Annotated in this window: 15 protein-coding genes; 3 read left to right on the top strand and 12 right to left on the bottom strand. The window is 58.7% G+C overall.

Features of this window, described 5'->3' with window-relative positions; genetic code table 11:
- Window positions 1-4: 4 nt before the first annotated feature.
- From I9185_RS03010 to I9185_RS03000, 3 genes are all read right to left on the bottom strand, one after another.
- Entirely contained in the window at window positions 5-1354 is a 1350-nt protein-coding gene (locus tag I9185_RS03010) for a cytochrome P450 (protein ID WP_210092797.1), read from the bottom strand.
- 2 nt (window positions 1355-1356) lie between these two features.
- A complete protein-coding gene (locus I9185_RS03005; protein ID WP_210092322.1) occupies window positions 1357-2559 on the bottom strand; it encodes a hypothetical protein in 1203 nt (400 codons plus the stop codon).
- 62 nt (window positions 2560-2621) lie between these two features.
- Window positions 2622-3374, bottom strand: coding sequence for a cytochrome c biogenesis protein CcdA (locus I9185_RS03000; RefSeq protein ID WP_210092321.1), 753 nt, complete (start codon window positions 3372-3374; stop codon window positions 2622-2624).
- 106 nt (window positions 3375-3480) lie between these two features.
- On the opposite strand from I9185_RS03000, the gene I9185_RS02995 reads away from it, so the two are divergent.
- The gene (locus tag I9185_RS02995; protein ID WP_210092320.1) at window positions 3481-3714 is read left to right on the top strand and encodes a sulfurtransferase TusA family protein; all 234 of its coding nucleotides are present in this window, start codon (window positions 3481-3483) and stop codon (window positions 3712-3714) included.
- A gap of 49 nt (window positions 3715-3763) precedes the next feature.
- On the opposite strand, the gene I9185_RS02990 is transcribed toward I9185_RS02995, so the two are convergent.
- The 8 genes from I9185_RS02990 to purC all read right to left on the bottom strand — a co-directional run bounded on the left by I9185_RS02990 (window position 3764) and on the right by purC (window position 13939).
- On the bottom strand, window positions 3764-6634 hold the full coding sequence (locus I9185_RS02990) for a ribonuclease E/G (protein ID WP_210092319.1): 2871 nt from the start codon (window positions 6632-6634) through the stop codon (window positions 3764-3766).
- A gap of 508 nt (window positions 6635-7142) precedes the next feature.
- Entirely contained in the window at window positions 7143-8477 is a 1335-nt protein-coding gene (locus I9185_RS02985) for a sigma-54 dependent transcriptional regulator (protein WP_050603452.1), read from the bottom strand.
- A 12-nt stretch (window positions 8478-8489) separates the two neighbouring features.
- Window positions 8490-10268, bottom strand: coding sequence for an ATP-binding protein (locus I9185_RS02980; RefSeq protein ID WP_171632656.1), 1779 nt, complete (start codon window positions 10266-10268; stop codon window positions 8490-8492).
- Window positions 10269-10304: 36 nt separating this feature from the next.
- Window positions 10305-10973 (bottom strand): phosphoribosylformylglycinamidine synthase subunit PurQ, encoded by a 669-nt coding sequence (purQ, locus tag I9185_RS02975; protein WP_210092318.1) that lies wholly within the window; start codon window positions 10971-10973, stop codon window positions 10305-10307.
- Window positions 10974-10984: 11 nt separating this feature from the next.
- Window positions 10985-12028 (bottom strand): zinc-dependent alcohol dehydrogenase family protein, encoded by a 1044-nt coding sequence (locus I9185_RS02970; protein WP_210092317.1) that lies wholly within the window; start codon window positions 12026-12028, stop codon window positions 10985-10987.
- A 4-nt stretch (window positions 12029-12032) separates the two neighbouring features.
- Window positions 12033-12263 (bottom strand): phosphoribosylformylglycinamidine synthase subunit PurS, encoded by a 231-nt coding sequence (gene purS / locus I9185_RS02965; protein ID WP_117872765.1) that lies wholly within the window; start codon window positions 12261-12263, stop codon window positions 12033-12035.
- 115 nt (window positions 12264-12378) lie between these two features.
- Window positions 12379-13044, bottom strand: a complete 666-nt coding sequence (locus I9185_RS02960; protein ID WP_210092316.1) for a MarC family protein — start codon at window positions 13042-13044, stop codon at window positions 12379-12381.
- 139 nt (window positions 13045-13183) lie between these two features.
- On the bottom strand, window positions 13184-13939 hold the full coding sequence (purC, locus tag I9185_RS02955; RefSeq protein ID WP_209833217.1) for a phosphoribosylaminoimidazolesuccinocarboxamide synthase: 756 nt from the start codon (window positions 13937-13939) through the stop codon (window positions 13184-13186).
- Window positions 13940-14126: 187 nt separating this feature from the next.
- Here purC and I9185_RS02950 point away from each other — a divergent pair, with 187 nt between their 5' ends.
- Together I9185_RS02950 and bmt are read left to right on the top strand one after the other, a co-directional pair.
- Window positions 14127-14444, top strand: coding sequence for a DUF1476 domain-containing protein (locus I9185_RS02950; RefSeq protein WP_152457893.1), 318 nt, complete (start codon window positions 14127-14129; stop codon window positions 14442-14444).
- Between the two features lie 121 nt (window positions 14445-14565).
- Window positions 14566-15579, top strand: a complete 1014-nt coding sequence (gene bmt, locus I9185_RS02945) for a betaine--homocysteine S-methyltransferase (protein ID WP_210092315.1) — start codon at window positions 14566-14568, stop codon at window positions 15577-15579.
- 11 nt (window positions 15580-15590) lie between these two features.
- Here bmt and I9185_RS02940 read toward each other — a convergent pair whose 3' ends face one another.
- Window positions 15591-16367 carry an enoyl-CoA hydratase-related protein gene (locus tag I9185_RS02940; protein ID WP_171723332.1) on the bottom strand — a complete coding sequence of 259 codons (777 nt, stop codon included), beginning with the start codon at window positions 16365-16367 and terminating at the stop codon, window positions 15591-15593.
- Window positions 16368-16421: the final 54 nt, after the last annotated feature.

Raw genomic sequence — 16421 nt, 5'->3', positions numbered from 1 at the left:
GTTGTTAGCGCTCAAACAGGCGTAACCATATGCCATCTTTGGATCGAACCGTCAGGTGAGCGACCGGAACAGGTGTTTTTCCCGGGATTGTTTCGAACCGGTAGCGGCGCAAGAGCATTGACAGGATCAGCGGCCCTTCGACCATTGCAAACCCTGCCCCGGTGCACACTCGGGGGCCTGCTGAGAACGGGATGTAAGCGTCGCGCTGGCACCGCTTGCCGTTTTCCGTGCCCCAACGGCTGGGATCAAACCCGTCCGGATCGTCCCACAAACGCGCCTGACGGTGCAAATGCCACGGGCTGATCACGATCTGCGCGCCAACCGGTACATCCCGGTTACGGAACCGTTCGGGGCACGTGGTCTCGCGGACCATCATGGGCACCGGAGGATAAAGGCGCAGCGCTTCACGGAACACATCCCGGCTGATCCGGAGTTTTGAAACAGAGGCAAATGAAGGATCATCCAGAACGGCGGCCTCCTCTGCAACCTTCTGCTGCCATTCCGGGTAAAGGGCCATCAGGTACAGCGTCCAAGCCAAGGCTGACGCGCTGGTTTCATGCCCGGCAAGAAAAAAGATCGCCACCTGATCAACCATTTCCTCGGGGTCGAAGAATTGCCCGGTTTCGGGATCAGCCGTCGTCATGATCTTGGTCGCAAGATCATCAGGTGCCGTTCCGTCCTTGATGGCCTTTGCGCGTGTTCTGGTCAGTTCGGCAATCAGCGCCCTGATATCCCGCGCGTTCTGTTTGGTCGCACCGGAATGAAACCGGGGCAGCCACTTTGGCAAAGGAACAAATGCCGCCAGATTCAGCAAAGGTTGCGCGCGTTGATAGGCCCGGAACTTTTCGAACACCTGGCTGGCGATAGCGTTGTCGATAGGAACGGAAAACAGGGTGCGAAATATCACATCCGCCGCCGCATGGCTTGTCTGTTCTTCGAATTCGAGTTCCCCCCCGACATGAGGCCGCAGCCGTTCCACACACGCCTCGGCGGCGGCCAGCATGGCCGGGAATGTATCCTTCAGACGTCCCCCTTCGAACGCGGGATCGATAATCCGCCGCTGTCGTTTCCAGGTCTCGCCATTGGTCAGAAACACCGAATTGCCAAGCAACGGGCGCAGGCCTTCGCTGATCCTGCCGGATTTGGGGAAATCGTCAGCCCGTTTCTTGAGGACGGTTTGAACCAGATCCGGTTGATTGATCAGGAACGACCGGAAGAACGGGGTTTTGAATTCTGCCATCCACGCGCGATACAGCCGGGCTGGCTGCGCCGACAGCAGGTCATGTCTGAACAGTTTCACATAGCGCAGCAACGAAACCTTCTCGGGGCGCGGATCTGGCTTGGGCGGGGTCATGGTCATGGCTTTACCGAGGTGAACTTGGAGACAGGCGTCTCGATGCGGCTGCGCGAAGCCTCACGATCCGCAAACCTTTGCTTCAGCGTCAAAGGGCCAGCCGTTATCCGGAAATAGTCATAGCTTCCCGGCTTGTCGAACGCGCAAAGGTACTGAAAGTGCAGGCGAAAAAACCGCCATCGCAAAACCTTCCAGCGTTCCGGAGACAAGGTTTGCGTGAAAGCCGCCGACAGGACCAGCGGCCAACGTTTGTCGGCGTCGGCCACGCCCGTGACCGCAACCGGATCGCAAAGCGCAAAGGCGCAGCCATCACCGGGGGCCGAGACATCGATCCAGGTGAGTTCGGACCGCGTGGACAGGAAATGCAGATCGGACCGCAAATCGTATGCCCGAGGCAGAAACGAAACCATCGGAACCACCTGCCCCAAGCTGAGGAAAGACAGTGCTGCCCGCCGCTCCTGCACGTTCGTTTTTCGGATCAGCCCGGCCAGAACAGACGCCCCAAGATGCGCGCCCGAGCTGTGGCCAACGACCAGCACCTCATCCACATCGGACTTCAGCGCAGCTTCGATCGTCTCTCGGAACGAAGCCAACCTGTCCCTTAGCTCGACCGGCATTTGCCCGTTCAACTGCGCTGAATAGGCGTAATCATGCATCAGGTAATACGCAAACAGCCGGTTGTCGACCTTGCGAAACCATAACAACAGCGCAACGGCTGCGGCCGCTCCCGGGAACAGCCCCCACCAACCGGCCATGGCTATGCATGCCCATGCCACCGCAAGCGCGATCAGCAGCTGAGACACCAACATCGCCACTGGATACAACGCCGCGATCACCGGGCCCTTGCGCAATCGCATCAGACGCCACAACGTACCGGTTGATATGTAAATCCACGCCGTGCGGGCCAATTGCCAATAGGTCGCCGGGATCGAGACCGACATGCTGTCGCGCACGATGTCGGACCACACCAGAACCTCGAATTCCGTTTCAACGGTCAGGCCATCTTGTTCCGAGGTCACGCGCCAGCCAAAACGTCCGTCCGTTGTCTTTGGGGCGATTGCGATCTCGTACCCCGAGATCCGGGCCTGTTTCTGAGACTCGGTGCGATACAGCTCGCGATATCGCCGGGGCGGCATCGGATCATAGCCGGGAATATAGAACACCCGACGTCTGCGCACCTGCGGCTGATTTTTGTGACTGCTCATGCCCTGACCTTCTGATGCGCAGGTTAACGCAGGCTTGAGGTCAAGGTAAGTGCGTCAGTTGATCACCCGAAGTTTGCCAGCGCCGGAAAAGTCTCCAGCAACCACCAGCTGAAGCGGGTGAAAAGCCCGGTTATCAGCATGATGCCCACAAACAACAGCAGGCCGCCCATGACCTTCTCGATCGTGCCCATATACGGTTTGATCCGGTTCATCACGGTCATCGAGCGATTCAGGAACATGGCTGCCAACAAGAACGGAATACCCAAGCCCGCAGCGTAAACACCCAGCAGAAACGTGCCACGCGCGACCGACGCTTCGTTCGCCGCCAATGACAGGATCGCCCCCAGTTGTGGCCCAATGCACGGGGTCCAGCCGAATGCAAAAGCAAGGCCAAGGATATAGGCACCAAAGACCGAACCACCGGAATCGCCGGTTTCAATCCGTGCTTCGCGATCCAGAAAAGGAATCCGGAAGACATTCAGAAAGTGAAGGCCAAAGACGATGACGACGGCACCGGACAGCTTGGCGAACAGCACCTGATTTTGCAGAACAAACGCACCAAAGGCCGATGCGGTAAAGCCAAGCAGCAGAAAGACGGTCGACAGGCCCATGACAAAGAACAGCGCCGACATGGTCGCCTTGCGCCGCGCGCGGGCCTCGTCCTGCATCTCATGTATGGTAACGCCGCTCATATACGCCAGATAAGGCGGTACGATGGGCAATACGCAAGGCGACAGAAAGCTGATCAAGCCACCCAGTAGCGCGACGAACATGGCGGGCAGAAGTCCCGCGTCTATGATTTCGATTCCGAACATGTTTCTGCACATATGTGATGAAGAGCGATCCGTCACGGGGCCAAACGGTCACATCCTCGTGCACGGAATCTGGACAATATTACAACTTCACCCTATCCCGAAAATCATGTCAGAAATTTCAGATACCCTGGACGCCTTGGGCCTGTTGTGCCCCTTGCCCGTCCTGAAAGCCCGCAAACGACTGAAATCCATGCCGGACGGCGCCGTTCTGCGGGTTCTGGCCGATGATCCTGCGGCCATCGTGGATGTTCCGCATTTTTGTGCCGAGGCCGGGCATAGACTGCTTTCGCAGGACACTGACGGCGCACATCAGATCTATCTGATCCAAAAATCCAGCTGACCTTTGTTTCAGGTCAAAAAAAGGCGGGCCAATCAGCCCGCCTTTTTCGTTAACTTCCCAGCGACCACCAACCGCGTCGTCTGGGCTTGGCCGGTACAGGCTCAGGCTCTTCCGCTACGCCTTCAAGCACTGGCTCGGTTGTTGCTTCTGCTGGCCCGTCTTCGGCAGGATCGTCGGTTTCCGTAATTTCAGAGGCTTCTACAGCTTCCGCAGATGGCTTTTCCGCCTCATCCGCTTCTTCAACCGCTGGTGCCGCATCCACACCGTTTGCAGGTTGCTCTGCCGACAGCGAAGCATCAGCCTGTACTTCGGCTGGTTCGGCGACCACCTCGACCTGCTCCGCCACGTACTCGGCGCTTTCGCTCGCGATGCTCTCACCGGTTTCCTCGGCTGCCGGTTCTTCGGTCACGGCGTCCGCTGTCATGACGGCAGGTTCTTCAGACTGTTCCGCAACTTCTTCGGCAACCGCGTCTTTCTTGCGACGACGCGGGGCGCGTTTGCGCTTGGGCTTGGCCGGTTTTTCTTCCTCCGAAGCCTCAGCTTCAGCCGGTTCAGCATTTTCAACGACAGGCGTATCGCCCTCTGCGTCTTCTTGTGCGGGCGCTTCACCCTCTTCAGCGATCTGCTCGGGCGCATCGCCATTGCCCGAGCCTTTCTTGCGGCGACGACGGCGGCGCTTGCGCTTGGGCTTTGCCTCTTCTTCGGTCTGAACGGTTTCCTCTTCGGCCTCTTCCGCGTCCGATGAATCGACAAGATCCATCAGTGACGCATCAACAGAAACAACGGGCGCCGTGGCCTCGGGAACGATCCGGCTGGCCGTCTTGAATTTCTCCATCGAGAAGTCCGGGCTGACCAAATGGATATCCCCTTCGATCCTCACCGAAAGCCCATACCGCGCCTCGATCTGGGCAATATGCTCGCGCTTCTGGTTCATCAGGAAGTTCGCGATACTGACCGGGCAGCGCACCAGAACCTCGCGCGAGCGGCGGCGGGTGCCTTCCTCTTCGATCTGACGCAGGATCGACAGCGCCATGTTGTCGTCCGAACGGATCAGGCCGGTGCCGTGGCATGCCGGGCATGGCTGTGTGGTCGCCTCGATCATACCGGGGCGCAGACGCTGACGGCTCATCTCCAGCAGACCAAAACCCGAAATACGACCAACCTGAATGCGGGCGCGGTCGGTTTTCAACTTGTCTTTCAGACGCTTTTCGACTGCAGCGTTGTTCTTGCGCTCGTCCATATCGATGAAATCGATGACAATCAGACCTGCGAGGTCGCGCAGGCGCAACTGACGTGCAACCTCTTCCGCAGCTTCAAGGTTGGTCTTGAGTGCGGTTTCCTCGATCGAGCCTTCCTTGGTTGCCCGGCCCGAGTTCACGTCGATCGCCACCAGCGCTTCCGTCACGCCGATCACGATATAGCCACCGGATTTCAGCTGTACGGTGGGATTGAACATCCCGGCCAGATAGCTTTCCACCTGATAGCGCGCGAACAGAGGCAGCGCATCTTCGTACCGTTTCACGTTCTTGGCGTGCGACGGCATGATCATCTTCATGAAGTCCTTGGCGATGCGGTACCCGCCCTCACCTTCGACCAAGACTTCGTCGATATCACGGTTGTAAAGATCTCGGATCGACCGTTTGATCAGATCACCTTCTTCATAGATCTTTGCCGGCGCGATGGATTCCAGTGTCAGCGCCCGGATCTGCTCCCACAAACGCTGGAGGTATTCATAGTCGCGCTTGATCTCAGATTTGGTTCGCTTGGCTCCGGCGGTTCGAATGATCAAACCCGCCCCGGTTGGCACATCGATATCCGTTGCGATCTCTTTCAGCTTTTTCCGGTCCGCCGCGTTGGTAATCTTGCGGCTGATGCCACCACCACGTGCGGTATTGGGCATCAGAACGCAATACCGTCCTGCCAGCGAAAGATAGGTCGTAAGCGCAGCACCCTTGTTTCCGCGCTCTTCCTTGACAACCTGCACCAGCAGAACCTGACGTACTTTGATGACTTCCTGTATTTTGTAACGACGCGGGCGCGGTTTGCGCGGCGGACGAATGTCTTCGCTGTCATCATCGTCAGCAACCGATTCAATCGATGCGTCTTTTGATGCAGCGTCTGTACCTTTGGTTTCGTCAACGTCCTCATCAGGGTCTTGTTCATCATCCGCAGCTTCGACAGGTTCTTCTGCTTGCTCGGGCTCGGATTGGGCTTCATCGCCTTCCGATAAAACGTCTTCAACGGCCTCCACCGCCTCTTCGGCCTGATCCTCCGCGTCGTCGTCCGAGACCTCGACAGCCTGTTCAGGTGCTTCCTCGGCAACGTCGTCCAGAGCAGCCTCACCCGAAGCGGTTTCGGTTGCTCCTTCAGTGGCCGCCGCGTCATCGTCAACCGGCTCCTCTACCGGAGTTTCAGCGACGACTTCCATCGGCGACGTTCCTTCCGGAACATCAACATCTGCTTCTTCACCCTCGTCCAGATCGATGGTTTCCATGCCGGTTGGTTCGGTCGAAACCTCCATCGTTTCAACCGGATCATCCGATTTCACGTCAGCAGCCTTCGCACGAGACCGGGTCCGCCGCTTCTTGGATTTGGCCTCCTCAGCCTCATCGCGCGCCTTCATAGCCTCGGCATAGGCGCGCTCTTCCTCCATCAGCGCCTCACGGTCAGCGACAGGGATCTGGTAATAATCCGGGTGAATTTCAGAGAATGCCAGGAAACCATGCCGGTTCCCGCCATAATCCACAAAGGCCGCCTGAAGCGACGGCTCAACCCGCGTTACTTTTGCAAGATAGATGTTGCCGGCAAGCTGGCGTTTGTTTTCGGATTCAAAATCGAACTCCTCGACCTTGTTTCCGTCAACCACCACGACGCGGGTTTCCTCCGCGTGGGTGGCATCGATAAGCATTTTCTTAGCCATTTGTCCTTGGTGCACCGCGCCAAACGCGTTGTCCTGACCTGTCCAGGCGGACAGGCGCTTTTGGGGAGGTGTCTTGTCAGGGCGATATCAGACGGCGCGCGGCAGGGTCTGGCGCTGTGGCCCCCTGCCCGTTCTCTCAATCGTTGCGCGCGCGTCATCGCGGTTCTTCTCCGACAGGCGCGTCTGAACGCAGCCTGCCCATTTATTCCTTTCGCCCAGTGATCCCGGGCTCAGGTACTCCACTGCCCGTTGATGGGCATAATCGGTCTGCTGAACCGCGAGGTCTTGACCCTCACCAACGGATCAGCAGCGAAACTCAAAGATTCGGGACTTGCAGGCGTCAAATTCGCCCGGCCCGTTCCGCCACAATAAAAGCAACCCTGTGGAAAAGACAATGGGCAAACTGCATTCCGCCCCCAAACCAACGGTGCAGCCCCCTTCATCTGGCCAAAAATATCCCGGGGGAGGCGCCACAGGCGACAGGGGCAGAGCCCCCAAATCGCATCGCTTACAGATAGTCCGAACGCTGAAGGCCGTATTTGGCCATCTTTTCGTTCAGCGTCCGGCGAGGAAGGCAAAGCTCGTCCATGACTGACGCGATAGAGCCTTTGTGCCTGCGCATCGTATTATCAATCAGCATTCGTTCGAACGCTTCGACATATTCCTTCAGCGGCTTGCCCTCGGTGGTCATCACCGGCTGCATCTCTTCGTGATCGGACATCAACAGAGACGCGATGGTGCCCGAGCCACGGCGCGATTGCAGCACCGCCCGTTCGGCAATGTTGATCAACTGGCGCACATTGCCGGGCCAAGGAGCCTGCAACAATTGCGCAGCCTCCTGCGCGCTCACCTGGGGTGCATCGCAACCGTATTCTTCGGCAAACTGCTCGCTGAGACGGGTAAACAGGGTCAGGATATCTTCGCCCCGCTGCCGCAACGGTGGCATGGTGATGCGCAGCGCCGCCAAGCGATAAAACAGGTCCGGGCGCAGCACGTCTTCCGACGTCTTGCCCGCCTCCTGCAAGTTCGAGATGGCAACGATCCGGGTCTCCGCAGGTGTGCCCTGCTCGTTCATCACGCTTAGCAGTTTGGCCTGCAACGTATCGCTCAACGCTTCCACGTCTTCCAGAACCAGCGTGCCGCCACGCGCCTCTTCGATGGCGGGCAGTTGCGCATCTTCGGGCATCATCGGGCCAAACAGGCGCTTGGCCAGTGCATCCTCTTCAAGCGCGGCGCAGGACACCAAAACAAACTTCTTACCGGCACGGCTGCCAACGGCATGAAGCGCGTGAGCCACAAGCGTTTTTCCGGTGCCGGTTTCACCGTCGATCAACACATGGCCGTCGGCCTGGCCGAGATCCAGAATATCCTCACGCAGCCGCTCCATGACCGGGCTGGCACCGATCAGCTTGTTCATGATCTGGGTGCCGCCGGACAGCTCACGCCGCAAGGCGCGGTTGTCCAGAGTCAGACGGCGCGCATTGCTGGCGCGTTTGGCCAGTTCGGACATCCGATCGGGGTTGAACGGTTTTTCAAGGAAGTCGAACGCGCCAACGCGCATCGCTTCAACCGCCATCGGCACATCACCGTGGCCGGTGATCATGATCACCGGTAAGGTGCTGTCGGCCCCCATCAGCTTTTTCAGAAGCTGAATGCCATCCATTCCCGGCATCTTGATGTCCGAGATCACGATCCCCGGATAATCCGGCCCCAGAACCTTGAGCGCGTCCTCGGCGCTGGCAAAGGTTTCCGTGTCATACCCGGACAAAGCAAGCCATTGGCTGATCGATTGGCGCATGTCCTGTTCGTCATCCACAATGGCGATTTTCATGGCCTGTGCCATAGTCATTCCTCGTTATTCCGCGGCCTCAAGGCCGTCGCTTCCCAGTGCTGGCAACTGCATTTCAAACACCGCGCCGCCGTGTTGGCCGTTGCGCGCAGTCAGCCGTCCCCCATGGTCGTTCACGATCCCCGACGAGATGGCAAGCCCCAGGCCCACCCCGTCTCCGGGCTGTTTGGTGGTATAAAACGGCTCGAACAGGTTCTCGATATCCTCGATCCCATGCCCGTTGTCGCGTACCGTCAGGACAGCCGTGTCACCCGCCGCCAGGATGATTTCCACATCCGGCTCTGCCACTGATTTGGTGGCGTCCAGCGCATTGCGCAAGAGGTTGACCATAACCTGCTCGATCCGCATCCGGTCCCCCATCACCACCACCGGTTCTTCCGGCAGGATCTGGGTGATCTTTACATGGCGCTGACGCAACTGCGGTTCCATCATCGACAAGGCCGAGGCCAGCGCTTCGCCAAGATTTACAGGTGAAAACGCATCTGCCCCCTTGCGCGCGTAAGATTTTAGCTGCCGCGTAATCGCCCCCATCCGCTCGATCAGACCATCGATGCGACCGAAACTTGCCAACGCTTCTTCCGGCCGGTTTCGACGCAACAGCAGACGGGCGCCGGCCAAATAGGTTTTCATTGCAGCCAGAGGTTGATTCAGCTCGTGACTGACCGCCGCTGACATCTCACCCAGAGCTGCAAGTTTCGAGCTTTGGGCAAGGGTCTGTTCGGCCAAATCCAACGTCTTTTCAACCCGTTCGCGTTCAGCGATTTCCCGCTGTAGCCTGGCGTTCAATGCGCGAAGCTCTGCCGACTCGCGCTGAAACAGGGTCATGCGCAGCGTCGCCCTTCGGCTCAGCGCGTAGAACGCCAGCGCCAGAAGAATCGCAAAGCCCATGATCTCGAGCGCCAGAACGCTGTTCACTTTCTCGCGGATCGAGGCATAGGTCGTGAAAGATGTCATTTGCCAGCCGCGGAACGGGATGCGCGTCTCCAGACGCATCACGGCCTCGCCTTGCAGGTAGGCGTCAGGTGGCAGAGCGGTCCAATCGGTGGTCGCGCGAATGGCCCGCTGGATCGCCCCTTGCGGCGGTTGACGCAGCAGGGCCGCCCCCTCATCCAGACCCCGCCAGCGCGGTTCGGTGGACAGAATGATGGTTCCGGTGCTGTCAGTGACCATCACCGCATCCGAAATACCGGCCCATGCCTGTTCAAACTTTTGCAGATCAACTTCGACAACGATCACGCCCAGTATTTCCGCACTGTTTTCAAGCCGGCGCGAATAGACAAAGCTGTATCCGCCGGATTCCTTGGGAATAACGGAAAAGATCGTCGCATTTGACCGGATCGCATCCACAAAATACGGAATATTCCTGTGCGCCTCGCCCAGCCTGTTCCGATCCGTCGCCGCAACCGTTCGCCCGTCACCATCCAACAGCATCAACGACGCCGCACCGATTTCCTCAACGAACGAAATCAAACGCTGCGTCGATAACGAATAGTCTCTGGATTGCAGCGCCGAAATCAGTGTCGGGTCCCGCGCCAGCAACTGGGGCACGATCGAGTTGCGGCGCAGTTCGCTCAGCAAATTGCCCGAATACAGCGCAAGGCGCAGCTCGGCCCGGTTGCGGGTGGATTCGGTGAACCTGTCGGTCAACAAGCGGTTGGTGATCCAAACCGTTGCGATTGTTGCCACCATCAATACAATAACAGCCAGCCGCAGCCGCCACCCCAACGGGGCGCCGCGAAACGGTTTCAGCAGCTTTGACCAGCCTGATCGCACGTCCGAGTTCATGATCAGACGTTACGCGCGGGCGCGCGTGACCTCAAGTCACGCCGCTTCAAACACACCTGACAATGCGCGGAACAGCGCCGCCCCGTCGGTGCCGCCATGCCCTTGATCGGCCGCACGCTCGGGATGCGGCATCATACCCAGAACACGACGGTTTTCGGAAAGGATCCCCGCGATATCACCGACTGATCCGTTGGGGTTCTCGGTATAGGTGAATGCGATCCTGTCCTGATCTCTCAACGCCGCCAGCGTTGCTTCATCCGCGAAATAGTTGCCGTCGTGATGCGCGATCGGAATACCGATCACATCGCCTGCGTTATAGCCACCGGTAAACACGCTGTCGCTGGTTTCGACTTTCAGGCCCACAGTCTTGCAGATGTATTTCAGCCCGGCATTGCGCAGCAGCGCCCCCGGCAGGATACCTGTTTCCGTCAGAACCTGAAATCCGTTGCAGATCCCGACCGCATAACCGCCGCGTTCAGTGTGGTTGACCACGGCCTTGCAGATCGGCGACTGCGCAGCGATTGCACCGCACCGCAGATAGTCACCGTAAGAAAACCCGCCCGGAACACCCACGATATCAATACCGTCCGGCAGCGCCGCATCTTTGTGCCAGACCATGTCGACCTGAAAACCAGCCTGCTCAAAGGCGACCGCGAGGTCTCGGTCACAGTTTGATCCGGGGAAAACGATTACGGCTGCGCGCATGGCGGGCCCTCCTACGAGACAAAATCGGTGACGACCGCAACGCCCGGAGGGGTTGGGTGGTCAAAGGTGGCAAGCTCGGCGCTCACCTGGTTGAGAGATATTTTTCGCGTAACCAACGGGCTCAGGTCAATTCCACCGCCCGCGATCAGCGACAACAAAGACGGATAGCGCCAGCTTGGCATTCCGCGTGTGCCAAAGACGGAAAGCTGGCCAGAGTAAAGCACATCCATCGGCAACGCCATCTGGGTGTGATCTCCGGCAGGCATCCCGATCTGCACCATGCGCCCCATTTTGCGCAGGGAACGCATCGCGGAAACGGTCGTAGCTTCGACGCCAAGCGCCTCGATCGCAACATGGGCGCCGCCACCGGTGATTTCCTTCACCACCTTAGGCGCATCGCAGGTTGCCGCATTGACCACCGCGTCAGCGCCCAGAGCCTTGGCATAGTTTAGTTTGTCATCCGTGATGTCGACAATTACCACACGTGCGCCAAGCGCCTTGCCCAGCAGCAAAGTGGAAATCCCGACACCGCCGCCGCCGAAGACGGCAATCCATTCACCGCCCTGAACCTGTGCCCGACCGACCAATGCCTGCCACGCTGTCGTCACGCGGCAACCCAACGCGGCCGCGATGTCCGGCGCGATGCTGTCCGGCAAGGATGTCAGGTTCGCGTCGGCATGGGCCACCGCGACATATTCTGCAAAAGCGCCGTCACAGGTGAACCCCGGCACAACCTGATCCGCGCAGATCGTCTGATGACCCTGCGCACAATCCGGACACCGGCCACAGGCCAGAATGAAAGGCGCAATCACCCGATCCCCGACACGCCACCGGGTGACGCGCGCGCCGACGGAAACCACCTCGCCGCAATATTCATGACCGGGGGTCATGGGCAGGATGACATCCGGGTCCGAACCAGACCACGCGTGCCAGTCAGACCGGCACACGCCGCAGGCCAGCACCCGCACGACCACGCCGTCTTCCGCAGGTGCGGGATCCGGGATCGTCGTTACCTCAAGCGGCTGACGGTAAGTGATCAGACGCGCGGCCCGCATTCCGTCAGACCAGTTCGATCTCGTAGCGTTCGATAACCGTGTTGGCCAAAAGCTTTTCGCACATCTCGGTCACATCTGCTTCGGTCGCACCATCGGCCAGTTCAAGGTCGATCACCTTGCCCTGACGCACACCTTCGACCTGATCAAAGCCCATTGCGCCCAATGCGTGCCGAACCGCTTCGCCCTGCGGGTCCAGCACCCCGTTCTTGAGCATCACATGAACCCGTGCTTTCATTTTGGCAACTCCACCTGCGGGCCGCAATCCGGGACCCATTTCGTTGCGCGGGGGATAGCGCGCCAAATGGCTTTCGACAACCCTGTTTGCAAAGCAGTTTGCCGCAGCAATCCAACTATTCGCCTTCTTTGACCAATCCCGGATAATGCGCGTCAATCGCATGGAACGTGCCAGTCAGAACCATCTCGACCGCGACGGCGACCAGCAGGATGGCCATGATCCGGGTCAGGACGTTGATCATTGTCTCACCCAACAGGCGCGAGATCTGATCTGCGAACAACAATCCCAGCCCCACGATCGCACAGGCAATCAGGATCGCCGAACCCAGCGTCACGATTTCGGCACCGTTCGACAGTTGGTGCGAAAAAACGATCGTGATGGCAATCGTGCCCGGCCCGATGGTCAAAGGTATCGCCAGCGGTACGACGGCAAAATTCAGTTTCCGCTCGTGCCCGTCGTCCATCGCGGCCTGATCGCCCGGCGGCCGGTCCTCGGCCTTCAACATCGACATCCCGATTCCGAAGATGATGATCCCTCCGGCTATCCGGAAAGCCGGCACATCAATGCCAAAAACCCCAAGCACCTCTTCCCCGATCACAACAGCGGTCAGTGCAATGACGGTAACCGAGATCATGACAACAACCGCAACATGCCGCCGTTCTTCCGCGGTGCAGTTTTTCGTCATGCTCAGAAAAATCGGGATGTTGTAAAGCGGATTGAAGATTGCAAGCACGGCGGCCAGAAACTTCAGAAATACTGTCTGATCAAACAGTTCCGCCATTTGACACCCATCCTGAACCCTTTGTGCCTGCCCGAGGCAAACATGCTGGGGAAACGGGAAACTGTCAATTTCAACCGCGAACGAAAAAGCGCCGCAAACACGGTTGCGGCGCTTTGGCCAACTTGTGGTCCGGCCGTTCCTAGTTGATCAGCGTCGGCTTGGTGACATTGTTGTTGGGAAGGACACCCAAACGGCGTGCAACTTCGGAATAGGCGTCGGTCAAACTGCCCAAATCACGGCGGAACACGTCCTTGTCCAGTTTCTGGCCGGTTTCGATATCCCACAGGCGGCAGCTGTCGGGGCTGATCTCGTCAGCTACGATCAGTCGCTGATAATCGCCTTCAAACACGCGGCCGATCTCGATCTTGAAGTCGACCAGACGAATGCCCACCGCCAGCATCACACCGCTCATGAAATCGTTCACGCGCAAGGCAAGGCTGAGGATATCGTCCATGTCCTGCTGGCTGGCCCAGCCAAACGCGGCGATATGTTCTTCGGTGACCAGCGGATCACCCAGCGAATCGTCCTTGTAGCAGTACTCGACGATCGGGCGCGGCAGTTGCGTGCCCTCTGCAATACCCAGGCGCTTGGACATCGATCCAGCGGCATAGTTGCGCACGATCACTTCCAGCGGAACGATTTCGCAGTTGCGAACCAGCTGTTCACGCATGTTCAGGCGGCGAATGAAGTGGTTCGGAATGCCGATCTGGGTCAGGCCGGTCATGAAGAATTCCGACAGGCGATTGTTGAGCACACCCTTGCCGTCGATCACGTCCTTCTTTTCCGCGTTGAACGCGGTGGCGTCATCCTTGAAATACTGGACGATCGTGCCCGGTTCGGGGCCTTCGTACAGAATCTTGGCCTTGCCTTCGTAGATTTTCTTGCGACGCGCCATAAGCGACCTTTCCACTCTGCACAGAGGGATTGAGTCCCCTCACGTTGGCGTCCTCATAGTCCAAGCACCCATTTCCCGCAAGTTCATGTACCCGAGAGGCTTTGACGCAGCGCAAATCCCTTGCGCATGGGACGTCGTATAGTCATATCATCAGGAAAGAAGACATAACCCAAGAGGTCCTTGCCCTATGACGACGTTCGACGAACGCGAAAACGCCTTTGAAGCCAAGTTTGCCCATGATGAAGAGATGCAGTTCAAGGCACAAGCCCGCTGCAACAAGCTTTTGGGTCTTTGGGCTGCTGAAAAACTGGGTAAATCCGGTGCCGACGCCGAAGAATATGCAAAGACGGTCGTGATTTCCGATTTCGAGGAAGCCGGGCACGAAGATGTCGTTCGCAAGGTTTCGGGTGACCTGGGCAACCTGTCCTCGGACGAGGAAATCCGCGCAAAAATGGCCGAGCTTCTGCCGGAAGCCAAGGCACAGGTTCTGAGCGAGACCAACTGAGCCCAGGGCGTCCGACTCATGATCTTCATGAGTTTTATGAATTTGATTTGACGCCTTGGTCATGAGACACGGGGCGTCTCTTTTTTTAACGGCGTTTTGCGCCTTTTTCTGGAACAATCCTATGACAAACGCGCTGAGCAAGCTTCTGGAATCCAATGACGCCATTCTGGCCGATGGGGCCACGGGAACGAATCTGTTCAACATGGGCCTGCAATCTGGTGACGCTCCCGAACTCTGGAACGTGGATGCCCCGGACAAGATCCGGGCTCTGTATCAGGGGTCGGTTGATGCAGGCAGCGATCTGTTCCTGACCAACACGTTCGGCGGCACAGCGGCACGGCTGAAACTGCATGACGCGCACAACCGCGTGGGCGAGCTTAACCGCATCGGCGCCGAGCTGGGGCGCGAAATCGCCGACAAGGCGGGACGACCTGTCGTCGTTGCAGGATCGGTCGGCCCGACTGGTGAAATCATGGAACCGGTCGGCAGCCTGTCGCACGCGGAAGCCGTGGAAATGTTCCACGAACAGGCGGAAGCGCTGAAAGAAGGTGGGGTGGATGTTCTGTGGGTGGAAACCATCAGCGCCCCGGAAGAGTTTCGCGCCGGCGCCGAAGCCTTTGCCCTGGCCGACATGCCCTGGTGCGGCACAATGAGCTTTGACACGGCCGGACGCACGATGATGGGTGTCACCTCGGCCGATCTGGCACAACTGGTCGAAACCCTGCCGAATCCTCCCATCGCTTTCGGTGCGAATTGCGGCACCGGCGCATCCGACATTCTGCGCACCGTACTGGGATTTGCCGCGCAAGGGACTGAACGCCCGCTGATTTCGAAGGGCAATGCAGGCATTCCGAAATATGTGGATGGTCACATCCATTATGACGGCACGCCCGAACTGATGGGGCAGTATGCCGCCATGGCGCGGGATGCCGGCGCGACCATCATTGGCGGGTGCTGCGGAACCATGCCCGACCACCTGCGCAAGATGCGTGAGGCGCTGGATACCACACCTCGTGGCGAGCGCCCGACACTCGATCAGATCACTGATACGCTGGGTCCGTTCACATCCGCCTCGGACGGGACGGACGACGATGCGGCACCGGATCGCCGCACACGCCGCCGCCGCCGCGCATGATGCCAGCCTGATCAGCGCCCTTCGAATTTCGGAGGGCGTTTTTCCATGAAGGCCACAACACCTTCGGCAAAGTCCCGCGAACGGCCACATTCGCCTTGCAGGTGCGCCTCGGTCGCAAGCTGCTGTTGCAGAGTGTTTTCATACGTTCCGCGAATGGCTTGCTTGATTGCGCCATAGGCGGCCGTGGGGCCTTTTGCCAGATACTCTGCCCTCTTGCGCCAATGATCGGCGAAGGCGTCATCCGGCACGGCTTCCCAGATCATGCCCCATTCATCCGCCTGCTTTGCGGTGATCTTGTCGGCAAACAAGGCCGCGCCCATTGCTTTGGCCAACCCCATCTGGCGGGGCATGAACCATGTCCCCCCGGCATCGGGAAGCAGACCGATACGGGCAAATGCCTGTAGGAAATAAGCGCTTTCCGTTGCAATCACCACATCTGCACAAAGGGCAAGGTTCGCGCCTGCCCCGGCCGCCGGTCCGTTCACCGCGGCAATCGTGGGCACCGGGCAATTGTGGATCGTCTCCAGCATCGGTTCATATTCATCGCGCAGCGACCGTTCCAGATCGATCTTGCCGGTTGAAGACGCATCGCCCAGATCCTGCCCGGAACAAAACGCAGGGCCCGAACCGGTGATGACGACACAGCGCGCCTTGACCGCTGCATCTTTCATCGCGTGCGTAATCTCTGCCCGCATCTGGGTGGTCAGCGCGTTCATCTTGTCCGGCCTGTTCAGCGTCAGAACTGCCAGACCATCTGCAATCTCCAGAGCAACCGTTTCGTAATTCATGAAAAGCCTCCCGTCGCGCCATGTGTTTTTGCACACTTACTGGCCCGGACGGGA

The organism is Ruegeria sp. HKCCSP346 (assembly GCF_017872595.1).
Classification (GTDB): Bacteria; Pseudomonadota; Alphaproteobacteria; order Rhodobacterales; family Rhodobacteraceae; genus Ruegeria.
The sequence above is the reverse complement of the archived record's forward strand: the minus strand, read 5'-3'. Positions and strand labels throughout refer to the sequence as shown.